17 protein-coding genes and 3 tRNA genes are annotated in these 21,466 nt (G+C 38.1%); 13 read left to right on the forward strand and 7 right to left on the reverse strand.

Annotated elements, in window-relative coordinates; translation table 11 throughout:
• Positions 1-448: 448 nt before the first annotated feature.
• The gene (locus tag PVV68_RS07250) at positions 449-1,393 is read left to right on the forward strand and encodes an outer membrane protein (protein WP_273721133.1); all 945 of its coding nucleotides are present in this window, start codon (positions 449-451) and stop codon (positions 1,391-1,393) included.
• 346 nt (positions 1,394-1,739) lie between these two features.
• On the opposite strand, the gene PVV68_RS07255 is transcribed toward PVV68_RS07250, so the two are convergent.
• Positions 1,740-1,825, reverse strand: a tRNA-Leu gene (locus PVV68_RS07255).
• Between the two features lie 144 nt (positions 1,826-1,969).
• Between PVV68_RS07255 and ilvA the strand changes: the two genes are divergently transcribed.
• The 3 genes from ilvA to PVV68_RS07270 all read left to right on the forward strand — a co-directional run bounded on the left by ilvA (position 1,970) and on the right by PVV68_RS07270 (position 5,494).
• The gene (ilvA, locus tag PVV68_RS07260; RefSeq protein ID WP_273721135.1) at positions 1,970-3,247 is read left to right on the forward strand and encodes a threonine ammonia-lyase IlvA; all 1,278 of its coding nucleotides are present in this window, start codon (positions 1,970-1,972) and stop codon (positions 3,245-3,247) included.
• Between the two features lie 36 nt (positions 3,248-3,283).
• Entirely contained in the window at positions 3,284-3,814 is a 531-nt protein-coding gene (locus PVV68_RS07265) for a hypothetical protein (protein WP_273721137.1), read from the forward strand.
• A 297-nt stretch (positions 3,815-4,111) separates the two neighbouring features.
• Positions 4,112-5,494, forward strand: coding sequence for a DEAD/DEAH box helicase (locus PVV68_RS07270; protein WP_273721139.1), 1,383 nt, complete (start codon positions 4,112-4,114; stop codon positions 5,492-5,494).
• Positions 5,495-6,293: 799 nt separating this feature from the next.
• Here the strand turns inward: PVV68_RS07270 and PVV68_RS07275 are convergent.
• Positions 6,294-6,368 (reverse strand) — tRNA-Asn (locus PVV68_RS07275).
• Positions 6,369-6,552: 184 nt separating this feature from the next.
• Between PVV68_RS07275 and PVV68_RS07280 the strand changes: the two genes are divergently transcribed.
• The 5 genes from PVV68_RS07280 to PVV68_RS07300 all read left to right on the forward strand — a co-directional run bounded on the left by PVV68_RS07280 (position 6,553) and on the right by PVV68_RS07300 (position 12,545).
• Positions 6,553-6,626 (forward strand) — tRNA-Cys (locus PVV68_RS07280).
• 210 nt (positions 6,627-6,836) lie between these two features.
• On the forward strand, positions 6,837-7,511 hold the full coding sequence (locus tag PVV68_RS07285) for a protein-L-isoaspartate O-methyltransferase (RefSeq protein WP_273721140.1): 675 nt from the start codon (positions 6,837-6,839) through the stop codon (positions 7,509-7,511).
• A 60-nt stretch (positions 7,512-7,571) separates the two neighbouring features.
• The gene (locus tag PVV68_RS07290) at positions 7,572-8,867 is read left to right on the forward strand and encodes a TolC family outer membrane protein (RefSeq protein WP_273721141.1); all 1,296 of its coding nucleotides are present in this window, start codon (positions 7,572-7,574) and stop codon (positions 8,865-8,867) included.
• A gap of 234 nt (positions 8,868-9,101) precedes the next feature.
• On the forward strand, positions 9,102-9,668 hold the full coding sequence (locus tag PVV68_RS07295; RefSeq protein WP_273721143.1) for a DUF2497 domain-containing protein: 567 nt from the start codon (positions 9,102-9,104) through the stop codon (positions 9,666-9,668).
• Between the two features lie 153 nt (positions 9,669-9,821).
• Positions 9,822-12,545 carry a valine--tRNA ligase gene (locus tag PVV68_RS07300; RefSeq protein WP_273721145.1) on the forward strand — a complete coding sequence of 908 codons (2,724 nt, stop codon included), beginning with the start codon at positions 9,822-9,824 and terminating at the stop codon, positions 12,543-12,545.
• Positions 12,546-13,542: 997 nt separating this feature from the next.
• Here the strand turns inward: PVV68_RS07300 and PVV68_RS07305 are convergent.
• The 5 genes from PVV68_RS07305 to xth all read right to left on the reverse strand — a co-directional run bounded on the left by PVV68_RS07305 (position 13,543) and on the right by xth (position 17,734).
• Positions 13,543-14,289 (reverse strand): amino acid ABC transporter ATP-binding protein, encoded by a 747-nt coding sequence (locus PVV68_RS07305; RefSeq protein ID WP_273721147.1) that lies wholly within the window; start codon positions 14,287-14,289, stop codon positions 13,543-13,545.
• Positions 14,290-14,300: 11 nt separating this feature from the next.
• Positions 14,301-15,017: an amino acid ABC transporter permease gene (locus PVV68_RS07310; protein ID WP_273721149.1), complete on the reverse strand. Its 717-nt coding sequence runs from the start codon at positions 15,015-15,017 to the stop codon at positions 14,301-14,303.
• Between the two features lie 2 nt (positions 15,018-15,019).
• Positions 15,020-15,772 (reverse strand): amino acid ABC transporter permease, encoded by a 753-nt coding sequence (locus PVV68_RS07315; RefSeq protein WP_273721150.1) that lies wholly within the window; start codon positions 15,770-15,772, stop codon positions 15,020-15,022.
• A 141-nt stretch (positions 15,773-15,913) separates the two neighbouring features.
• The gene (locus tag PVV68_RS07320; RefSeq protein WP_273721152.1) at positions 15,914-16,819 is read right to left on the reverse strand and encodes a transporter substrate-binding domain-containing protein; all 906 of its coding nucleotides are present in this window, start codon (positions 16,817-16,819) and stop codon (positions 15,914-15,916) included.
• 132 nt (positions 16,820-16,951) lie between these two features.
• On the reverse strand, positions 16,952-17,734 hold the full coding sequence (xth, locus tag PVV68_RS07325) for an exodeoxyribonuclease III (protein ID WP_273721154.1): 783 nt from the start codon (positions 17,732-17,734) through the stop codon (positions 16,952-16,954).
• Between the two features lie 513 nt (positions 17,735-18,247).
• Here xth and rpsL point away from each other — a divergent pair.
• The 4 genes from rpsL to PVV68_RS07345 form a co-directional block, all read left to right on the forward strand.
• Positions 18,248-18,619 carry a 30S ribosomal protein S12 gene (gene rpsL, locus PVV68_RS07330; protein ID WP_005865042.1) on the forward strand — a complete coding sequence of 124 codons (372 nt, stop codon included), beginning with the start codon at positions 18,248-18,250 and terminating at the stop codon, positions 18,617-18,619.
• An 18-nt stretch (positions 18,620-18,637) separates the two neighbouring features.
• The gene (gene rpsG / locus PVV68_RS07335; RefSeq protein WP_273721159.1) at positions 18,638-19,108 is read left to right on the forward strand and encodes a 30S ribosomal protein S7; all 471 of its coding nucleotides are present in this window, start codon (positions 18,638-18,640) and stop codon (positions 19,106-19,108) included.
• A 27-nt stretch (positions 19,109-19,135) separates the two neighbouring features.
• Complete coding sequence (gene fusA / locus PVV68_RS07340) at positions 19,136-21,220, forward strand: elongation factor G (RefSeq protein ID WP_273721161.1); 2,085 nt, start codon at positions 19,136-19,138, stop codon at positions 21,218-21,220.
• Positions 21,221-21,279: 59 nt separating this feature from the next.
• On the forward strand, positions 21,280-21,466 hold a 187-nt coding region (locus PVV68_RS07345; protein WP_273720848.1), incomplete at its 3' end, for a GTP-binding protein.

Genomic DNA, 21,466 nt, shown 5'->3' on the forward strand with positions numbered 1-21,466 from the left:
AATTTTATAAATATTTAATAATTATATTTAGTTCTAAATATAGATTATGAACTATAAAACAATTTTTCAATTTGTTGTATTTTTCTGAAATATTAGAATGTAAATATATATAATTATTTTTTTAACAGTGATCTTTATCGTTTAAATTATTTCTCAATAAGATAAGTTATGGAATGTTTAAGTTCTTTTATTTTAATTCAATAGTTTGTTTTTTCAAAAAAATACAACAAATATTTATGATAAATTTTTACGATATCAAGTATTGATTGTTACTGACATTTTAAAAGTAATTAAAATTTATTTGCTAATCTTAAAATTTGATGTAATGATGAGCTCCAGTGTAACTATAAAGGAGTACATATAATTTTGCGGCATAAGATTTTATAACACTTTGTTCTTCTAATGTGATTTTTGATTATGTTTGAATTTAGCAATGGGGTATAATTTTATGAATACAAAATTTGTCACAGCATCTGTTTTTTCTTTGGTTTCATCTTCTATAGTACAGGCAGCGGATGTGGTGGTTCCTGAAGAGCCGATACATGCTGCTTCATCAGTTGTTGTTCTCCCACCTTTTTCTTGGTCAGGTTTTTATTTTGGAGCCCAGATTGGTGGTTTTTCGAGTAAAATTTCTGCAATGACACCTGATGTTAATATTCCTCTCTTTCCTGATAACGAAGCTAGAAGTAAGCCGTGGATACCAGTTGAAAAAAAGTATCTGCCTGAACTTTCAGGATTTATAGGTGGTCTTTATGCTGGTTTTAATTTTGATCTTGGTAATAATTTTATTTGGGGAGTTGATACGGATATCATTTTGACTGACAAAAAAGATACAATTACCAAGACTGAAGAATCTGGTAATGATGAACAGGGTATTGAAGAATCTGGTACTGAAGAAAACGGTAATGGAGAAAACGGTAATGGAGAAAACGGTACTGGAGAAAACGGTACTGAATCGAATGACAGTGGCGGCAAAAAGGCAGGAGTTGTAAAAGTCCGAGCTGTTGGAGTTTATCGGACAGCAGCAGAAAAAAATAGTGCAACTTTTAATCATACTTTGAAGCAAAAATGGACAGGCGCCACACGGGTGCGTGTTGGATTTTCTACAGGGCGTATAATGCCTTATATAGCTGGTGGTGTTGCTTATGGGCAGTTTCAAGATATCTTGTCTATGTCAATTACAGGAGATGATCCTTTTAATAGGACATCAGATGTTAAAAAGACGATGATTGGTTATACGCTCGGTGGTGGTATTGATTTTGCAATAACAGATAATTTTATTGTGCGTGCGGAATATCGTTACTCAGATTTTGGTAAAGCGAAATTTAATGACGAGATTGAAATTAAGTATAAGACGAATGACTTTCGTGCTGGAATAGCTTACAAATTTTAATTTTTGTGAGACTAAAATGGCTTAAGAGGTCCTATCCAAGATAGGACCTTTATTCTTTTTGTACTGTGAGTATTCTCTTTATGGCAAAGGGTGCGTTAAAAATTTGGAATGGTTATTTGAATGATGGAGATCAGCTAAAGCAGAGTTATTTGAGTTTCTATTGTGTAGAATAAAGCTCTTTTAGATTATAAGGCAGGGCAAAAATACTTTTTTAAGAGAAGGGATGATTCGCTTTTTCCATATACAATTTCTTTTGCATATTACCATAGCACTACTTTAAGTAATCTTAAAGATTGTTTCTCAATAACTTTAACGAATTGGAAAATAAGGGAAAATCCACATATCGTGGTGCGGACGGCGGGACTTGAACCCGCAAGGTCTTAGACCGGCAGATTTTAAGTCTGCTATGTTTACCGTTTTCATCACGTCCGCGATAAGAGCTCTCTCATAAGCTATATTTTTTATTGAATCAAGAATTAATGATAAAAGAAAAACTTTTCGTTTGGGATAGATTTTAACTGACAATAGTTGCCTTTATCGCTAGAAGGATCCTTAATAATATGAACGAAACATGAAATGATTGGTGTTATGAGTAACTTTATTGGAGACGTAACGAAAGCTATGAGAGCTTTGCATCATGTGTTTGCTGAAACACCACTTCAAAGAAATGACTTTCTTAGTCAAAAATATGATGCTGAAATTTATTTAAAGCGTGAAGATTTAACGCCAGTACGGTCTTATAAGATTCGTGGTGCTTTTAATTTTGTTTCAGAAATGTTAGGTAAGATATCGTCAGATGCTGCATTCGTTTGTGCTTCAGCAGGGAATCATGCGCAAGGGGTTTCTTTTGTTTGCCGCTATTTTAAACGTAAAGGCGTGATTTTTATGCCTGTGACGACTCCGCAACAAAAAATAGAGAAGACGCGTATTTTTGGCAAAGAGTTTATTGATATTCGTCTCGTTGGTGAAACATTCGATCAATGTTATGCGGCTGCACAATCTTTTGCTACAGAAAGTGGGGGGGTGATGGCACCACCTTTTGACGATATTCGCATTATTACTGGGCAGGCAACAGTTCTTTGTGAGGCTGTTTTGCAATGGAAAAAACTCAATGGGGACAGCGAGCCAGATCTCATCATTGTACCGGTCGGAGGTGGTGGTTTGGCTAGTGGTGTGAGTAAGTTTTTGCATGAATATGGTTGGAAAACGCAGCTGCGTTTTGTTGAGCCACAAAGAGCTGCAAGTTTGCTTGCCTGTTTGGAAAGTGGAGAAAGAGTTAAGCTTGAAAACATTGATACATTTGTAGATGGTGCTGCTGTCGCTGAAATTGGTGCTTTGAATTACACAATACTCAAGCAATTTGCAGCTGATTCTGTTATTACAGTTCCTGAAAATCGTGTTTGTTCTACAATGGTTGAAATGCTTAATGTCGAAGGGGTGGTTCTTGAACCGGCGGGTGCTTTATCCATTGATGCTCTTAACAGTCTTTCTTCTCAAGAGTTGAAAGGCAAAAGAATCCTTCTGATTATTTCAGGAGGTAATTTTGATTTTGAGCGTTTGCCAGAGATTAAAGAGCGTTCTCTGCGTTTTCAAGGATTGAGAAAATATTTTATTTTTAGTTTTCCACAACATCCTGGTGCATTGCGTAGTTTTCTTGCCACATTATCACCGGATGATGATATTGTGCGCTTTGAGTACCTTAAAAAATCGGCGAGAAGCTTTGGTTCTGTATTGATTGCCATTGAAACAAAAAAATATAATAATTTTCGTCTCTTAGAAGAAAAGTTTCAAGATTTAGGTTGGCGCTATCGTGATATTACTGATGATCAAACATTGTTTGATTTTGTCATTTGAGACATTGAAATTTTTACTGAAAAAAGAGACATAAAAATGAAGTCTATTTTTTATTTTGTACTGAGTCTGTTTTTGTTTTTAAATGTTGGTCAACAGAGTTTAGCATCTGAGCCAACCGAAACACAAAAAGCTGAGCTTTCAAGATTAATTGTTGATGCCAATCATGCCGTAAAAAATGGGGACTTTGTATCTCTTTCTCATTATATGCCTGATCGGCTTTATCAAGAAATGGCGCGTCGATTGAATACAACAGAGAGTAACTTACAAAATAAGTTTCTTGAACAATTGCGTGTTCAATTTGAAAGTTTGCCTGCTGATGCTTATCATTTAGATGAAACAAATATCGATTATTTGCAAGCTGCCCATGGTACTTTTTATGCTTTGATTCCAACAAGGGTTGAAACGAAAGATCGCATCATTGAATATAAAACTTTGGCAATTTTTGATAAAATGCAGTGGTATTTAATCTATGGTGGTCAGAAGACTGTACAAAATCCAGTTTTTCTAGAAATTTATCCCGATTTTAATAACCTACATTTACCAAAGGAAATCGTAATAAAGAAATAGATTGTTTAAACATTGTTTTTTGTTCGTATTAAATAACTTTTGTCAAGTCCTTGCTTTTTTGTCATAATCCAACAATAATAACAACGAAGGTATTTGGGCTGGTTAGCGGCCTGTTTGTAAAGTAAAGATTTATATGCCTTTACTTTGTTTTAGGGTACCCATGGGGTGCGCAAAGCGCTTATTTGAGCGTTGCTTCACGAATTCAATATATCAAGACTTCTCTTGCGCGGGTTCTTGAGGAAGAGAGTTTAGCTTATTGCTTGTTTAGAGCTCTTAAGCTTAAGGAAAGATTTTATTTTGCATATCAAACAAGAAAATATTTTCACTAAGTTAGGTTTGCCTGCTTTTTTGCTTAAAAATTTACTCATTGCTGGGATAAATGAACCTAAACCTATACAAGAACAAGCTATTCCAATGATTTTGAAAGGAAAAGATATTTTAGGTATAGCTCAGACAGGTTCTGGAAAGACTTTGGCATTTGCCTTACCTATTTTAAGTCAGATTTTGTCCTTGGGAGATAAACGTTGTCCTAAAACTGCGCGCGCTTTAATTTTGGCTCCTACGCGTGAACTTGCTGTTCAGATTGATGAAACAATTCGTGCTGTTTCGAAAGGAACACATCTTTCAACATGTCTGGTTTTGGGGGGGGTATCACGTTTAAAACAAATTAAGCGCATGGCAGCAGGTGTGGATGTTTTGATAGCAACACCTGGGCGTTTACGAGACCTTGTTGGTGAAAAATGTGTTGATCTTTCTCAATCTCGTTTTTTGGTGTTAGATGAAGCAGATCGTATGTTAGATATGGGCTTTATTTATGATGTACAGCATATCGCAAAGCTGTTGCATCAAGAGCATCAGACAGCACTTTTTTCTGCGACAATGCCGAAAGAGATCATTGCTCTTGCAAAGAATTTGCTCAATGATCCAGTAAAAATAGAGGTTGCTCCTCAAGGAACGGCTGCTGCTGAAATCACTCAAAAGTTATACTGTGTTTCTACGCGTGAAAAAAAGAATGTTTTAAATAAACTTTTGACGAATCCAGTTTTTGCTTCGGTTATTGTTTTTACTCGAACAAAACACGGCGCTGATGCTGTCACACGGAGTCTGGGAAAAATAGGTTATTTAGTTGCGACAATTCATGGAAATAAATCACAAAGTGCTCGTCAATCTGCACTAAAAGCTTTTCGTGAAAGAGCTGTACGAATTCTTGTTGCAACAGATATTGCTGCACGCGGTATTGATGTACCAGGAATAAGCCACGTTATTAATTATGATTTACCAGATGAAGCAGAAAGTTATGTGCATCGCATTGGTCGTACTGGGCGCAATGGTGCATCGGGAGAAGCAGTCACACTTTTTGATGAAGAAGTAGAAGGAGCGCGGTTGCGTGCTGTAGAACGCTTGATTCGTATGCGATTAGTGCGTGAATCTGTTCCAGAACAGTTTGCTGAATTTCCTGCAAAGCCGGTTATATTAGAAGGTGGGGAAAAAGAAAACGATAAGGAACTTCGTTTTGGAAAATCTAAACGCCAAAAGAAATTTTCAAATCATAAAAATAAAGCTAAACAGTTACAGGGTAAAAATTCTTCATCTCCCAATGAAAGACACAAAAAAGCAAAAGCAGTAACAAAGCGTGCAAAGCCTTTTCATTGCCGTAAATCAGTAAAAAAGGCAGCTTGAGTAAAATATTGAGAAGAAATTCTATGCTAATTTTTTCTATTTCTTCTCAATGTAAATGAAAGCAAGAGAAATACCAAACAACGCTCTTGCCAAAGTCAGAGAGGCTCTTATTGTTTTCTAGAAATAGCAATCGTTTGGATATCTCGTGGAATGAATATTTTGAAAAGGCATTTTCTTTCATCATATGCTGTAGAGACATCTTTAAAAACTCCCTTTTTAGACTCTTTGGTGAAGCTCCTATTTAAAAAATTTGCATAAAGGTAAGTTCCCTTTAATAAGAAAAAGGTGCATTTTATTTTCTATGCGAGTTTATAGTGGAGAGAATTTGGTGACTGATAAAAATTTCACTTAACTACAGTTCTATTTTAATGCTTGATAATATCGATGGGTTTTGATCTTTGTTTAATAGGTATGGAAATTTAAAGAATAGAATGTTGTGCGGTGCAATTTACATTTTAAGGATGGTCTTTGAATCAGGATAAGATTGATTATTCGATAGTTTTTAAAACTACAGATATCTTTTATTAGGTTGCATAGGAATAACATCTGAAAGTATAGCTTTGCTCTTGTTTAAATTGATTCGTTTAGTGATAAGATTTTGAATATATTCCTTATAACTTTGAAGAGATTTTCCAAACAGATCGGAAAAGTTTAAAGAATTACAGGAGAAAGCCGATAAAAAAACACCTTATTCAAAGTATCCAGTAGAAAAATTTCTTCTCTTAAGTTATATTCTAGAATCTCTCATATTTTAAAAACATTAATAAAAACAATGTATTATACGCAATAATAAACAGAATGGCTCCCCGGGCCGGATTCGAACCAGCGACCAACCGGTTAACAGCCGGTTGCTCTACCGCTGAGCTACCGGGGAACACGGTGCCCAATTACTCAATTGCAAGGGCTATAGCAAAGCATTGTTGATTTGCAAAGTACAAAATTGCTTTTTTTAAAAAAAATATCTAAATTGCAGAAGGAGAGGAAAAAAGAACAGAGAAGATTTCTCTCTCTTGACGGATGCTTTGCCTTCCCTTATTGACACTTGATATGTTTAATGAGGCCTCGTGGCGGAATGGTTACGCAGAGGACTGCAAATCCTTGTATCCCGGTTCGATTCCGGGCGAGGCCTCCAGCCAATTTTAAACAAAATGGCTTTTAGGGGTAAAATACGAAAATAAATAGCTGCTCTTGATGGTAAAGTGCTTTATCAGGAAAATGGTGCGGTTAGAATCTCATTGTTGACTATAGTGTGCTTTTTTGTAACACCCACAGTAAGGTATTTAAAGTTCTCACTATCGCCGTTTTGTTGTAGTCTTATTGTATGTGGGAGAAGAGAGTCGTGATGGTTGCAGATTTTGCAGAGCTTCGCCGCAAAATGGTTGACAATCAAATTCGTACAGTTGATGTAACGGATTTATCAGTTCTTGAAGCGTTTTTAATGGTACCGCGTGAAGATTTCGTACCAGAAGATATGAGAGCTTTAAGTTATGTTGATACGGACATTATTGTGTGTCCAGCGCAGAATGGACTATCTGCAGGCTATTCAATGCGTCCTGCTTCTTTGGCAAAATTGCTACAGCTTGCTGCTGTAAGATCATCCGATATTGTTTTAGATGTTGGTACTAATAGTGGTTATTGTGCTGCATTGCTTTCAAAACTCGCGGCAACTGTGGTTGCGTTAGAAAGTCATAAAGATCTTTCGGAACAAGCTGCTGAGACTTTAAAGCGTAATCAGTGTGATAATGTGGTTGTAGTTCATGAAGATTTAGAAAAGGGATACGCTATTGGGGGACCTTATGATCTGATTTTTATCGAGGGTGCGGTTGATTTTATTCCAGAGAGTTTTTTTGAGCAAATGAAAGAGCAAGGACGTCTTGTTGTGGTTGAAGGATGCGGTAATTCGGGTGTTGCACGAATCTATGTAAAAGAAGATGGGATTATTGCATCGCGTCGTGCTTTTAATCTTGCGGTAAAACCTCTTGCTCGTTTTTTTAAAAGGCCTGATTTTATATTTTAGTGTTTGTTTTGTATGTAAATAAAAGATAATTTTAATGAATGTGGGATTCGTGTTGTGTGTATGGTGTTTAAAGTAAACAAGAAATTTCAGGCATGTGTGTTGCTGGTTTTAAATATTCTATTATCAGGATCGGTTTGTGCTGAAACATTGATGGATGCTTTTGCTAAAGCTTATATGCACAATGCCAAGTTGAATAGTGAACGTGCTGCTGTGCGTATATCAAGTGATGATGTGGTTATTGCACGTTCTGGGCTCTTGCCACAAATTGAAGGAATTGGAAGCTATGGGCGAAGCAAGCCCATGATGGGAGCTTATACTACTTCTGGATCTCTAGGTATAAGGGTGAATCAAAGATTATTTGATGGTTTTGTCACACAAAATACATTTTCTTCAGCTCAGGTTAAGTTGCAAGCACAGCGTGAATATCTTCGTAATGTTGAACAGAATACTTTTCTCGACACTGTAACTGCCTATGCGAATGTCTATCAAGCACGTCGTATTGCTGATCTTCGTAGAGAAAATTTGGCAGCTCTTGAAGAGCAAGTTCGTTCGGATAAAGCAAAGTTTGATGTGGGAGAAGGGGGGCGTGTTGATCTTTCTCAAGCACAAGCGGCACGTTCGGTTGCTGTTTCAGAGCTTAGCCTTGCACGTGCTGATGTAAAATCAGCTGAGGCCGTTTATCGACAAGTTATTGGTTCTGATCCTGAAAAATTAACACATCCATCTATGGCAAAAGATTTGCCGGTCAATCTTGATGTTGCTTATCAAATGAGCGTTGTACAGCATCCAGCAATTCTTTATGCAAAATATTTGGTTGATGCGAGCCTTTACAATGTAAAAGCAAAAGAAGGGGCATTGCTTCCTAAAGTCGATCTTTCTGCAACAGCATCTTATAATCGGATTTACAGTGGTGCTGGGGAGGATGGTGTTTCTAAATCAATAGGGGTGTCGTTAAGTGTTCCAATTTTTGAGGGTGGGCGTACATCTGCGCAAATTCGTCAATCTAAGGAACAACTTGGGCAGGCACATCTTCAGCTTGATTTAGCTCATAGTAATATAAGACAAGCCCTCACGTCTGCTTGGTTTCAGTTAGAAGGGGCACGCGCCTCTGTTATCGCTTATCGTGAGAGTGTACGTGCTGCTGAAATTGCTCTTAAAGGGCGTGTTCAAGAAAATCGTGTGGGACAGGCAACGACATTGGATGTATTAAATTCTCGGACACAACTCATTAACGCTCAAATTGCGCTTGCAAAAGCAGAACGTAATGCTCTTATTGCTAGCTATAGTGTTCAATCTTCCATTGGTAAACTGACTGCGGATTATTTAGGTTTTAAAATGGTAAAATATGTTCGTTAATGCCTAAAAGTAATTTTAAATCTGCAAATAATTTTTCAGCTTTAAAAGCTTAATAAATTGAGAATTAAGCATGTTGAGAAAGAGAGCGCTTTATGAATAAAGTTGTGTGTAGTGCCTTCTTTGTGACAATCACGTTTGAAAATATAGTACGAGGCATGTTGATCTTATGATTCTTTTGCTTACACTATAGAGTGTGATTCTGTTTATGGTTGCGTCTTTGAGAGGTTTTAAAGTATGGTACAGAGTTCAAGTGTATTACGTGAGCCGAGTATGGATGAGATTTTGACATCTATTCGTGAAATAATCGAAGAAAATACGGTTCAACCTGAGCATTTTTTAAATGGCGATGTTGTAGCAAATGCTTCTACAGATCGTGCGTCCGTGGCTTCAGAAAGTATTTATGATACGACCTTATCAGTTGATGATGCAATGAAAGCTTTGGCTGATCGCATCGGGCTTTCTTCTGAGAATCAAGATTTTTCTTTAACGCAAGAGAAAGAGAATATAGAGGCAGAAAATAATACGGTTGGCGTGGATATGCAAAAGGTAAAGCTTTCTTCTGAAGAGCAGCGCTCTGTTCATAAAGCAAAAGAATATAGTAATGAGGCATATGCTACACAGTCAGAAAATACGGCAGTTGGTCATGGCGAATTATCTGAATATTGTCTTTCTTCTGCTGAGAAGATTGCAAAAGATGTTTTGCGTCCGGCTATAGCAGAATGGTTACAAAGTAAATTGCCAGTTTTGCTTGAGAATATTTTACGTGAAGAGATTGTTAAAGCTATTAAGAAGTCGTCTTAATTGTTTGTTCTTTATCGTTTTTGTGATTTCCATTTTATTTTATGAGAGTTTTGCGGCTTTGGACGTGAGATAGTTAGTTGAGCTTTTTAGATAAGTCTGATCACATTTTAGAACGGATATTTGTATTTTTCAGCGGCGTTATGGGTGAGTGGAATGCTAGAAAAAAACTATGATGCTGCTTCTATAGAGCAACGGGTTGCAAAAAGGTGGGAGGCTCGTGGTGCTTTTGAAGCGGGTGTGGGTTCAAAAAGTGATGCTGAACCTTTTTGCGTTATGCTTCCGCCTCCCAATGTTACCGGTTCCCTTCATATGGGGCACGCACTGAATACGACAATTCAAGATATCGTGGTTAGATTCCAGCGAATGCGTGGCAAGAATGTGTTGTGGCAACCTGGCATGGATCATGCTGGGATTGCTACGCAAATGGTTGTTGAGCGTCAACTTGCAGAATGTCAAGAGCCAACGCGTCAAGAAATGGGTAGAGAAAAATTTGTTGAACGTATTTGGCAATGGCGTCACAAAACTGGGGGCGTTATTGCAAATCAGTTGCGTCGTCTTGGTATTTCCTGTGATTGGTCACGCGAGCGGTTTACAATGGATGAGGGGTTGTCTGAGGCTGTTCGTGAAGTTTTTGTTACGCTTTATAAGCAGGGATTGATATATAAGGATAAGCGCCTTGTTAATTGGGATCCTAAATTGTTAACGGCTATTTCAGATCTTGAAGTTGAGCAAAAAGAAGTCAAAGGCCATTTGTGGCATTTTCGATATCCGCTTGAAGGTAAGATTTTTGATCCCAATGATGCTACAACTTTTATAACAGTGGCGACAACACGGCCAGAAACAATGCTTGGTGATACGGGAATTGCAGTTAATCCTGAAGATGATCGTTATAAAAATCTTATAGGGAAAAATGCTCTTTTGCCCCTTGTTGGTCGTAGGTTATTGATTGTTGGTGATGATTATGCAAATCCTGAAGAGGGAAGTGGGGCTGTAAAAATTACACCAGCCCATGACTTTAACGATTTTGAAGTAGGGCAGCGCAATGATCTACGGTTGATCAATATTTTTACAAAAAAAGCGGAGATTTTCCTGCGTGAGAATGAGGCGTTTTTTGATGGTTTAACTTTATCTGATGAATTAAATCTATTAGTGGAAAACTTAGATCAAGCTGATCGTTTTGTTGCACGCAGTCGGATTGTTTCCTTGATGGAAGAAAAAGGATATTTAGCAGCTATTGATGATCATCCGCACACTGTTCCTCATGGAGATCGCAGTGGGGTGCCGATTGAACCGTTCTTGACAGATCAATGGTATGTTCATGCTGAAGAATTAGCAAAACCCGCAATAGAGGCTGTTCAGCAAGGAAAAACGCGATTTGTTCCCGATAGTTGGAAGAAAACTTATTTCAATTGGATGCAAAATATTCAACCCTGGTGCATTTCGCGTCAATTATGGTGGGGACACCAGATCCCAGCTTGGTACGGTCCTGATGGCGCAGTTTTTGTTGAAAAAAGTGAAGAAGAAGCTTTGGCTTCTGCTGTTTCTCATTATGGTGAAGGGGTGGAATTAACCCGTGATCAAGATGTTTTAGATACGTGGTTTTCATCCGCTCTTTGGCCTTTTTCAACACTCGGCTGGCCAAATAAAACCACGGAACTTGCTACCTTTTATCCAACATCTCTATCGGTTACAGGATTTGATATTATCTTTTTCTGGGTTGCTCGTATGATGATGATGGGGCTTCACTTTATGGGGGATGTTCCTTTTCCAACGGTTTATGTGCATGCTCTCGTTCGGGATCAGAAGGGGGCAAAGATGTCAAAGTCAAAGGGGAATATTATCGATCCCTTGGAGCTCATTGATCAATATAGTGCCGATGCTCTCCGTTTCACGTTGGCCATTATGGCAGCACAGGGGCGGGATGTTAAACTTGATCCTTCCCGTGTTGCAGGCTATCGTAATTTTGCTACCAAATTATGGAATGCTACCAGATTTGCACAGATGAATGGTGTTAAGCATGATCCAGCTTTTAAGCCAGAAAAAGCAAAACTTGCACTTAATCGTTGGATTTTAACAGAGCTCTCTCAAACTGTTTCGGCAGTGACTACTGGCATTGAAAATTATAAGTTTAATGAGTCCGCTAGCGCACTTTATCGTTTTATTTGGCATACCTTATGTGATTGGTATCTGGAACTTCTCAAACCAGTATTTCAAGGTTCCAATGAGGATGCTAAAGGTGAGGCTCAGGCATGTACTGCTTGGGTTTTGGATCAGGTTTATAAGCTTCTTCATCCCTTTATGCCTCATATGACGGAGGAATTGTGGTCTCTTACAGAAACACCAAGTATGAAGCGTGAGGATATGCTGGCTTTAGTATCATGGCCAGAGGAAATATTCGTAGATGAAGAAGCTGCTGCTGATATTAATTGGCTTATTGATGTTGTCAGTGAAATTCGATCTGTACGTTTTGAAATGAATATTCCGGCTGGTACGCTAGCACCTCTTGTTATTGTAGAGGGCGGCGCACTAACGCAGAAGCGTGTGCAACGTTATGATGCTCTTCTTAGAAAGTTAGCACGTATTGAGACAATTGATTTCTCTGATAAAACTCCAGCTGTTTCTGCGCAAATGATTTTGGGAGAGGCGATTTTTTGTTTACCATTGGGGCAATTAATTGATTTGGAAGCTGAACGTGCTCGCTTAAGGAAGGACGTTAGTAAAATTGAACAAGATATTGAAAAAATATCGATTAAATTAGATAATCCTAAGTTTATAGAAAATGCAAGACCGGAAATTATTGAGGCTGAGCGTAACAGAATTGTAGAATTGCGTACCGCGCAGAAGAAAATATCTGTTGCTTTAGAGCGATTGACATAGTTGCGCTTTTTTATTCTACTGCTTTTGTATTTACTTCGTATTATTATGTTGTCTGTTTATGTTTTCTTGTAAAGAGCGTTTTTCTGTATTTCCATTGAAACTTTCAGTGTTCTCTTACTGATGTTATAAATAAAAACTCTATGCAGTTTTATAGTGTTTTTACGTTTATGAGGTTGTGCGTTTCTATTATCCTATTGTATTATAAAAACACTGTGATTTAGAGCAGTGATACATGTAAAATTTTATACTATTTAAGGCGTTTTTTAATGGGGGAATAAATAGATCAAGGCACTTTTAGCGTTACGTTATGCAGCCAATATGGTAAATATTGGTGTAAATTGGAAATTTGGTTGTATCTATGTGAAGGGTTATGGTGCTCCTGAAGATGATTATAAGGCATACAATTTTTTGCCTATGTTGTTGAAAAAAGTGCTGATCTTAGTTCAGAGGATGAGAGTTATATTTCTGATACATTGGTTAAACTTGCGCGCTATATAAAAAAGGTATTCCTCAATCACCTGAAAAATCTAATCCGTCTTATGCTGCTCTCCTCTATATGTAGACTGCAGTGAACTATTGAAGTCCTAAAGCACAATATTATGTAGGAAAAAGGTTTTTCAAGAGAAAAGGGAGAAGAGAAAAATCTTCTGCAAGCAGCATGGTGGTTTCAGCAAGAAAAGGGATTCTCCTGCTCAAGCCGATGCTTGGAAATATTCTGCTTCATCAGGAAGGAAAAACAGCTTTTGGCACCGTATGTTAACAGCAGCCTATGAAAAAACTAAAGAAAAAGATCGAAATTAGATTGCTTCTCTGCAAGAGTGTGCTTTTGCTCATTTGTAATGAATTTGAGAAACGTACGGCATTTGCTGTTCCCTAATATTATAAAAAGTAATCATTTTTTAATATTCGACAGCAATACTTCTTTAGTTTTTAATCTAAAAATTATCATTTTTATGCTTGATTCTGTAATAGAGAGAATTTTTGAAATAACACCTAATTAATGACTAAGGATCTTAGATAAAAAGTCCTGTGCTCTTGGTGTTCTAGATTGTGGGTTAGAAAAAAACTCTTTAGATGAGCAGTCTTCGAGAATTTTTCCTTGATCCATGAAAATAACACGTTCAGAGACTTTTTGTGCAAAACCCATTTCATGCGTTACACAAATCATCGTCATACCTTCTTCTGCTAAGCTGATCATGACATCTAACACTTCACCTACCATTTCAGGATCTAGAGCAGATGTTGGTTCATCAAAAAGCATAACGAGTGGATCCATAGTTAAGGCCCGAGCAATAGCAACACGTTGTTGCTGCCCTCCAGAAAGTTGACCAGGGTACTTATTTTTATGTTCGATGAGTCCAACACGTTCAAGATACAATAAACCACGCTCACGCGCTTCTTTTTTGTTGCGCTTTAAAACTTTGATTTGTGCAATGGTCAAATTTTCTGTAACGGATAAATGTGGAAAAAGTTCGAAGTGCTGAAATACCATTCCTACGTGGCTGCGCAATTTAGGTAGATTCGTTTTCTTTGAATGAACGGGTGTTCCATTAATCCAAATCTCACCTTTTTGAAAAGGAACAAGAGCATTAATTGTTTTAATGAGTGTTGATTTTCCTGAACCAGACGGACCACAAACTACAACAACTTCCCCTTTGTTAATATTGGTGGTGCAGTCTTTAAGAACATTAACTTCGCCATACCAGTTGGAAACATTCTTTATTTCAATCATATGCGTAGACATTTTTTTTCCTGTTAGCGGATAATAGATATTCTTTTCTGTAAATACAAGACTATCTGCGATAGTGTAAAACAGATAACAAAATAGAAAATAGCTGCTAAGACATAAGCTTCTTGCTTTACGCCAAAGTTGTTAGCAACAATATCAAAACCGTTCAAGAGGCTATTGCCACTAATTGCATAAACAAGCGTTGTATCCTGAAAGAGGATAATGACTTGTGTTAAAAAAACGGGCAGCATGTCTCTAAAGGCTTGGGGGAGAATGACAATGTACATATTCTGCCAATACGTCATTCCAAGAGCTTGCCCCGCCTGTTTTTGTCCTTGTGAAACAGAATTTATGCCGGCGCGCATAATCTCGGCAAAATAAGCAGTTTCAAATGCAGTAAAGGTAATGAGTGCTGATTTATTTGCACCGATTGATATTCCAGTTAGGAAAGGTAAAAGCACAAAAAACCATAAGATAACCATCACGAGCGGTATTGAGCGCATGGCAGTTATGTAAATTATTGCAAGCCAAGAGAGCAGTTTTACAGAAGAAAGCCGCATCATTGCTAAGAGTGTACCAAAAATAAGTCCTAATATTGTGGCAAAAAGGGTTAGAAAAACACTAAAGAGTAAACCTGATAGAATATAAGAACAGAATATATCAAAAGTAAAAAATGAAAAATCAAAGTCTGAAAAATTGAAAGAAGAAGAAAATCCAAACTGGGAGCTTATGAAATCTGTCATATTCAGTGTTCCTCTGTTTGAAAATTAGGGATTTTGAGCATGTGTTCAATTATTGTCATAATAATGAACACAAAGAGAGCTATAAGGATATAGAGAATCGTGACGATAAGATAATTCTCGTAAACATGACTTACTTCTTCGATTGTTTGGTATTGAAATTGCATCAGTTCATTGATTGAAACTGCAAATGCTATAGATGAATTTTTCACAATGCCCATTGCTTCTGAAGTAAGCGGAGGCATAATTGTACGTATAGCACGCGGTAATATGATATAGCGATAAACTTGATAGGTTGTGAATCCCATTGCCATAGCTGCATAACGTTGTCCAGAAGGAAGTGCTTCAATACCTGAGCGGACTTGTTCTGCAATACGGGCGGATGTAAAAAATCCTAAGGCACATGTTATTAAGAGAATAGGTGAAAAATTCATCGCTGGCGGATACACCTTAGGCACAACGAAATACCATAAAAACACTTGTACCAGCAAAGGAATATTACGCATGATTTCTACCCATATGCTACCGATAGCGCGTAATATACGATTGATTATGGAGGTATTGGGTAAAGTGCGCATCGTTCCTATAATAACACCACAGAATACAGCTAAAATTAATGAAAAGGCGGACAATAAAATTGTATTTTTCAAGCCATCGAGCAGTGTATCTAAATAAGTATGACTTACGCCAGGAGTCCCAAAGCATCCTGCTACCAGTGTTTGAGTAAGATCATCTCTACAAAGGAAAGAAAAGTCCATTGATTGATATTTCCTAAATTGATTCGTTTACAAACAGAGCAATAAATCAGCCATTTTATATCAAGCAAACTTTATTGAAAAATGAACTAAAACATAACCACACTGAATTTTCAAAGAGTGTGGTTATTGTTTTTAAAAATTCTATAAACTGTTTTCTGTATAATTTTCCCGAGGCTTATTGTTTGGATGTTCCCAAGCATATTTTGTTGCTTTAGATAAGGGAAGGTTGACAATAGTATTGGCAGGCGGAGTTGGTTTCATAAACCATTTATCATAAAGTTTTTCAAGTGATTTGTCTTTGATTTGGTGCACGATACTATCGTTGATTGCTTGTTCAAAGTTTTTGTCATTTAATCGCAGCATACAAGCGATGGGTTCGACTGAAAGTATTGGATCAAGGATCACATAATCAGATGGATTTTTTGATTTGGCAATATGGCCTGCAAGAATTGAAGCATCCATAACAAATGCGTCTGCACGACCAGATTCTAATAATAAGAAGCTGTCTCCATGGTCTTTACCTTTTACAACATTAAAGTGAATATTTTTTGCACGTTTATTTTTACGGATAAGTTGAACAGATGTTGTACCGGTGGTTGTTGCAACTGTTTTTCCATTTAAATCGGCAAGAGATTTAATGTGGGAGTTTTTCTTTACGGCGATTCGAACTTCTTCAATGTAAGTGGTATAAGTAAATGCGGCTTCTTTACTACGGGAGACATCATTTGTTGTAGAGCCACATTCAAAATCATAGGTACTATTTTTTAAAAGAGGGATTCTATTTTGTGATGTGATAGGGAGATAATGAATTTTGATCGGTTTACCAATTTTTTTTGAAATATCGTCGATAATATGCTCTGCCATTTCTGTGTGGAAACCTACATATTTATTATTACCTAGGGCATAGGCCAAACCTGATGATTCTCGGACACCTAGGGTGACTTCTCCTGTCCTTTTTATTTTCTCAAGTGTATCATTTTCAGCATGTACAACACTTGTTAGTCCAAAGGCAGTTGCTGCAATAAGTATTAACAATGATTTTTTCATTATGTCCTCCATTCATGTATGATTTCTTGTTCTCGTTTTATTATTTAAATGTCTTTTCACACACCGTGTAGCACATTTATATTCTAGGTGGGATATTTTTTTACTTTAAATAAAATCAGGTGTTTTACTCTTTTAGTTGAAATTAAAATGAGCCCAAATGGGAATATGATCCGATGTTTTTTGATATCCTCTTACTTCTGTTTGGCTATAGGCGCAAATAAGTTGATCGACAGCTTCTGGTGATAAGAGAAAGTGATCAATACGAATCCCGTTATTTTTACGCCATGCACCAGCTTGAAAATCCCAGAAGCTGAATGAAGGGGTATCTGTGACATTACGAATAGCGTCGTAAAAACCTAAATGAGTAATGCGCTGAAATGCCTGTCTTGTTTGGGGAAGAAATAAGGCATCACGATTCCACTCTTGAGGTTTTTTTGCATCCAAAGGGGTGGGAATAACATTATAATCACCAGCTAAGATAAGAGGTTCCTCATATGCAAGCAATGATCTTGCATGGGTATATAATCTTTCCATCCATTCCATTTTATAAGGATATTTGTCACTGCTGATAGGGTTTCCATTTGGTAGATAGAGGGATGCAACACGAATAACGCCTTTATTGGTTGAATAAACGGCTTCAATGTAGCGTGTTTGTTCATCATTATCATTACCTGGTAAGCGCCGGATAACTTCATCAGGTGTTTTTTTAGAAAGAATCGCAACGCCATTAAAACTTTTTTGTCCGTGTGTTTCTATATGATAACCTAATCCTTCAATTGCATTACGTGGAAAGTTCTCATTGGTACTTTTTGTTTCTTGTAGACAGACTACATCGGGCTGATTTTGCTGTAACCATTGATATAATGTTTCATGTCGTGCTTTGATTCCAGCAATGTTCCAGGTTACTATTTTCATGGTGCTCATCTTCAATATCTATGCAAGTTAAACTGCTACTTTCCAATGTTAATAGATATACCCAACAATGTGTTACGTTAAGTTATAATGTATCGCGTTTTTTTGTATGAGAGAAATATTACTATGAGGATTTCATTTATCAAGAACTCCTGAAAAAAGCTAAATTAAAGTGTTAAAATTTTATTTATTTTCATTTTTAAAAACTTTCTGGTGTTTAGTTCTTGACGAATGTATGTGTTCTCGCTATTAGAAGATACAGAGCTGATGTGAGAGTGGTTTTAGAGATTTCATTTTTATCCTAAGAGTCACTCAAACAGGTTTTAAAAGATTAAAAGCAAATGCTAGTGCAAAAGGCTAGTGCCTTCTCTGCTTGTGATCGGGTAAACTGTTTTTAGCAGTGCTGCCCGATTTTGTGTGTGAGTTTAGATATTTGCTCCGATTTTATCGGAATGGATGAAAACTAGGAGAGCCCAAAAGGGCGAGACAAACGTAAATCGAAAAGAGGAAGGTTGCATGCCTACCGTAAACCAGTTGATTCGCAAGCCACGTGTTGTGCCGGTTAAGCGCAATAAGGTTCCTGCTCTTCAATCAAATCCGCAGAAGCGTGGTGTTTGTACACGTGTTTATACAACAACGCCGAAGAAGCCGAATTCTGCGCTTCGAAAAGTTGCTAAGGTCCGTTTGACAAATGGATTTGAGGTGATTGGTTATATTCCTGGAGAAGGGCATAATCTTCAAGAGCACTCTGTTGTTATGATTCGGGGTGGTCGTGTGAAGGATTTGCCAGGGGTTCGTTATCACATTATTCGTGGTTTGCTTGATACGCAGGGTGTCAAGAATCGTAAACAGCGTCGTTCAAAATATGGCGCGAAGCGTCCAAAATAATATTGAGAGACAAAGCCGATGTCCCGTCGTCATAGAGCAGAAAAGCGTGAAATTAATCCAGATCCCAAGTTTGGTGATTTGGTTATTACGAAGTTTATGAATGCCATTATGTTTGATGGTAAAAAGTCAGTTGCTGAGCGTATTGTTTATGGTGCGCTTGACGCTGTGGAGAAGAAAGTAAAAACAGATCCTGTGGCTCTGTTTCATCAGGCGTTAGAGAATGTTGCTCCTCATATTGAGGTTCGTTCGCGTCGTGTTGGTGGTGCTACTTATCAGGTTCCGATTGATGTTCGTCCAGATCGTCGTCAGGCTCTTGCTATTCGTTGGTTAATTTCAGCGGCACGTGGGCGTAATGAGACGACAATGATTAATCGTCTTTCTGGTGAGTTAATGGATGCGGCCAATAATCGTGGTTCTGCAGTAAAGAAGCGTGAGGATGTGCATCGTATGGCTGAAGCTAATCGTGCATTCTCTCATTACCGCTGGTAGGTATGTTTAAAACTTAAGGCAAATAGAATGGCTCGCGAATATAAAATTGAAGATTATCGTAATTTTGGTATTATGGCGCATATTGACGCTGGTAAGACCACTATGACTGAGCGTATTTTGTTCTATACAGGTAAGAACCATAAAATCGGAGAAACTCATGATGGTGCTTCTACGATGGATTGGATGGCGCAAGAGCAAGAACGTGGTATTACGATTACATCTGCTGCGACGACGACCTTTTGGGAGGGGCGTGATGGTCGTAAGCGGCGTTTTAATATCATAGATACACCAGGCCACGTTGATTTTACGATTGAGGTTGAGCGTTCTTTGCGTGTTCTTGATGGGGCGATAGCGTTGTTGGATGCAAATGCTGGTGTGGAGCCTCAGACAGAAACTGTTTGGAGGCAGGCTGAGAAATATCGCGTGCCGCGTATGGTTTTTGTTAATAAAATGGATAAAATAGGCGCTGATTTTTATCGTAGTGTAGAAATGGTTGGTTCGCGATTGGGGGCTAAGGCTCTTGTTTTGCAGTTGCCAATTGGTGCTGAAAATGATTTTGAAGGTGTTGTTGATCTTATTGAGATGAAGGCATTAAAATGGGATGGTTCCATTGGTGCTTCGGCGGTGGTAAGTGAAATTCCTTCTGATTTGAAAGAGAAAGCAGAAGAATATCGCGAAAAACTCATTGAAATGGCGGTGGAGGTTGATGAAGCAGCGACGGAGGCTTATCTTGAGGGCGTTATGCCAACTGATGAACAGCTTATTGCTCTTATTCGTAAGGGTACAATAGGGGTCCAGTTTCATCCTGTTCTTTGTGGTACAGCTTTTAAAAATAAAGGTGTGCAGCCGCTTTTGGATGCGGTTGTTTCTTATCTTCCTTCTCCAGTTGATATTCCGGCGATTAGGGGTGTAGATGTGAAAACGGAGTCTGAGGCAACACGTGAATCTTCAGATGATGCTCCGCTTTCTATGCTTGCTTTTAAGATTATGAATGATCCTTTTGTTGGGTCATTAACTTTTTGTCGTGTTTACTCTGGTAAAGTTCAAAAGGGCGTTTCCCTTGAAAATACAGTGAAGAGAAAGAGAGAACGTTTGGGGCGGATGCTGCAAATGCATTCAAACTCTCGTGAGGATATTGAGGAGGCATTTGCTGGCGATATTGTCGCTCTTGCAGGACTTAAGGAAACGACAACAGGTGATACACTTTGTGATCCTCTAAAGCCTATTATTCTGGAGCGGATGGATTTTCCAGAACCTGTTATTGAAATTGCGATTGAGCCCAAAACAAAAGCGGATCAGGAAAAGATGGGTATTGCACTCAATCGCTTGGCTGCTGAAGATCCATCGTTCCGTGTGAAATCTGATGAGGAATCAGGGCAAACTATTATAGCTGGAATGGGGGAGCTTCATCTTGATATCATTGTTGATCGTATGCGGCGTGAGTTTAAGGTTGAGGCTAATATTGGGCAGCCTCAAGTTGCTTATCGTGAGTCGATTACCAAAATGGCAGAGATTGATTATACGCACAAGAAACAATCCGGTGGTGCAGGGCAGTTTGCTCGTGTGAAAATTATTTTTGAACCTCATGATGGTGATGATTTCGTTTTTGAATCGAAAGTTGTTGGTGGTGCGGTTCCAAAGGAATATATTCCTGGTGTTCAGAAGGGGATTGAGAGTGTTATGGGTTCAGGTCCTCTTGCAGGGTTCCCTATGCTTGGTGTAAAAGCAACTCTGATCGATGGTGGTTATCACGATGTTGATTCTTCCGTGTTGGCTTTTGAAATTGCCGCTCGTGCAGCTTTTCGTGATGGAGCGAAGAAGGCTGGTGCGCAGCTTCTTGAGCCAATCATGAAGGTGGAGGTTGTAACTCCAGAAGATTATGTCGGTGATGTCATTGGTGATCTTAATTCTCGTCGCGGTCAAATTTCAGGCACCGAGGCTCGTGGTATTGCTACAGTGGTGAATGCAATGGTTCCTTTGGCAAATATGTTTGGTTATGTGAATAGTCTTCGTTCTATGAGTCAGGGGCGTGCACAATATACAATGCAATTTGATCATTATGAGCCAGTCCCTTCGGCTGTTGCTTTGGAGATTCAGAAGAAGTACGCGTAATTTTTTAGGTCATTAATTTTAACTTAGTCCTTGGTTTGGATGGAAAATGGAGAGCTCAAATGGCAAAGAGCAAGTTTGAACGCACGAAACCGCATGTTAATATAGGAACGATTGGTCACGTTGATCATGGGAAGACCTCTTTGACAGCAGCGATTACGAAATATTTTGGTGAATTTAAAGCCTATGACCAAATTGATGCAGCGCCAGAGGAACGCGCTCGTGGAATTACCATTTCTACAGCGCATG

It is taken from the genome of Bartonella sp. ML69XJBT (assembly GCF_028618515.1).
In the GTDB taxonomy this organism is placed as follows: domain Bacteria; phylum Pseudomonadota; class Alphaproteobacteria; order Rhizobiales; family Rhizobiaceae; genus Bartonella.

Excerpts from the sequence above, each read along its gene's own strand:
- PVV68_RS07250 (WP_273721133.1), top strand. The coding sequence starts at position 449 with ATGAATACAAAATTTGTCACAGCATCTGTTTTTTCTTTGGTTTCATCT.
- ilvA (WP_273721135.1), top strand. The coding sequence starts at position 1,970 with ATGATTGGTGTTATGAGTAACTTTATTGGAGACGTAACGAAAGCTATG.
- PVV68_RS07265 (WP_273721137.1), top strand. The coding sequence starts at position 3,284 with ATGAAGTCTATTTTTTATTTTGTACTGAGTCTGTTTTTGTTTTTAAAT.
- PVV68_RS07285 (WP_273721140.1), top strand. The coding sequence starts at position 6,837 with ATGGTTGCAGATTTTGCAGAGCTTCGCCGCAAAATGGTTGACAATCAA.
- PVV68_RS07290 (WP_273721141.1), top strand. The coding sequence starts at position 7,572 with ATGGTGTTTAAAGTAAACAAGAAATTTCAGGCATGTGTGTTGCTGGTT.
- PVV68_RS07295 (WP_273721143.1), top strand. The coding sequence starts at position 9,102 with ATGGTACAGAGTTCAAGTGTATTACGTGAGCCGAGTATGGATGAGATT.
- PVV68_RS07300 (WP_273721145.1), top strand. The coding sequence starts at position 9,822 with ATGCTAGAAAAAAACTATGATGCTGCTTCTATAGAGCAACGGGTTGCA.
- PVV68_RS07305 (WP_273721147.1), bottom strand. The coding sequence starts at position 14,289 with ATGTCTACGCATATGATTGAAATAAAGAATGTTTCCAACTGGTATGGC.
- PVV68_RS07310 (WP_273721149.1), bottom strand. The coding sequence starts at position 15,017 with ATGACAGATTTCATAAGCTCCCAGTTTGGATTTTCTTCTTCTTTCAAT.
- PVV68_RS07315 (WP_273721150.1), bottom strand. The coding sequence starts at position 15,772 with ATGGACTTTTCTTTCCTTTGTAGAGATGATCTTACTCAAACACTGGTA.
- PVV68_RS07320 (WP_273721152.1), bottom strand. The coding sequence starts at position 16,819 with ATGAAAAAATCATTGTTAATACTTATTGCAGCAACTGCCTTTGGACTA.
- xth (WP_273721154.1), bottom strand. The coding sequence starts at position 17,734 with ATGAAAATAGTAACCTGGAACATTGCTGGAATCAAAGCACGACATGAA.
- rpsL (WP_005865042.1), top strand. The coding sequence starts at position 18,248 with ATGCCTACCGTAAACCAGTTGATTCGCAAGCCACGTGTTGTGCCGGTT.
- rpsG (WP_273721159.1), top strand. The coding sequence starts at position 18,638 with ATGTCCCGTCGTCATAGAGCAGAAAAGCGTGAAATTAATCCAGATCCC.
- fusA (WP_273721161.1), top strand. The coding sequence starts at position 19,136 with ATGGCTCGCGAATATAAAATTGAAGATTATCGTAATTTTGGTATTATG.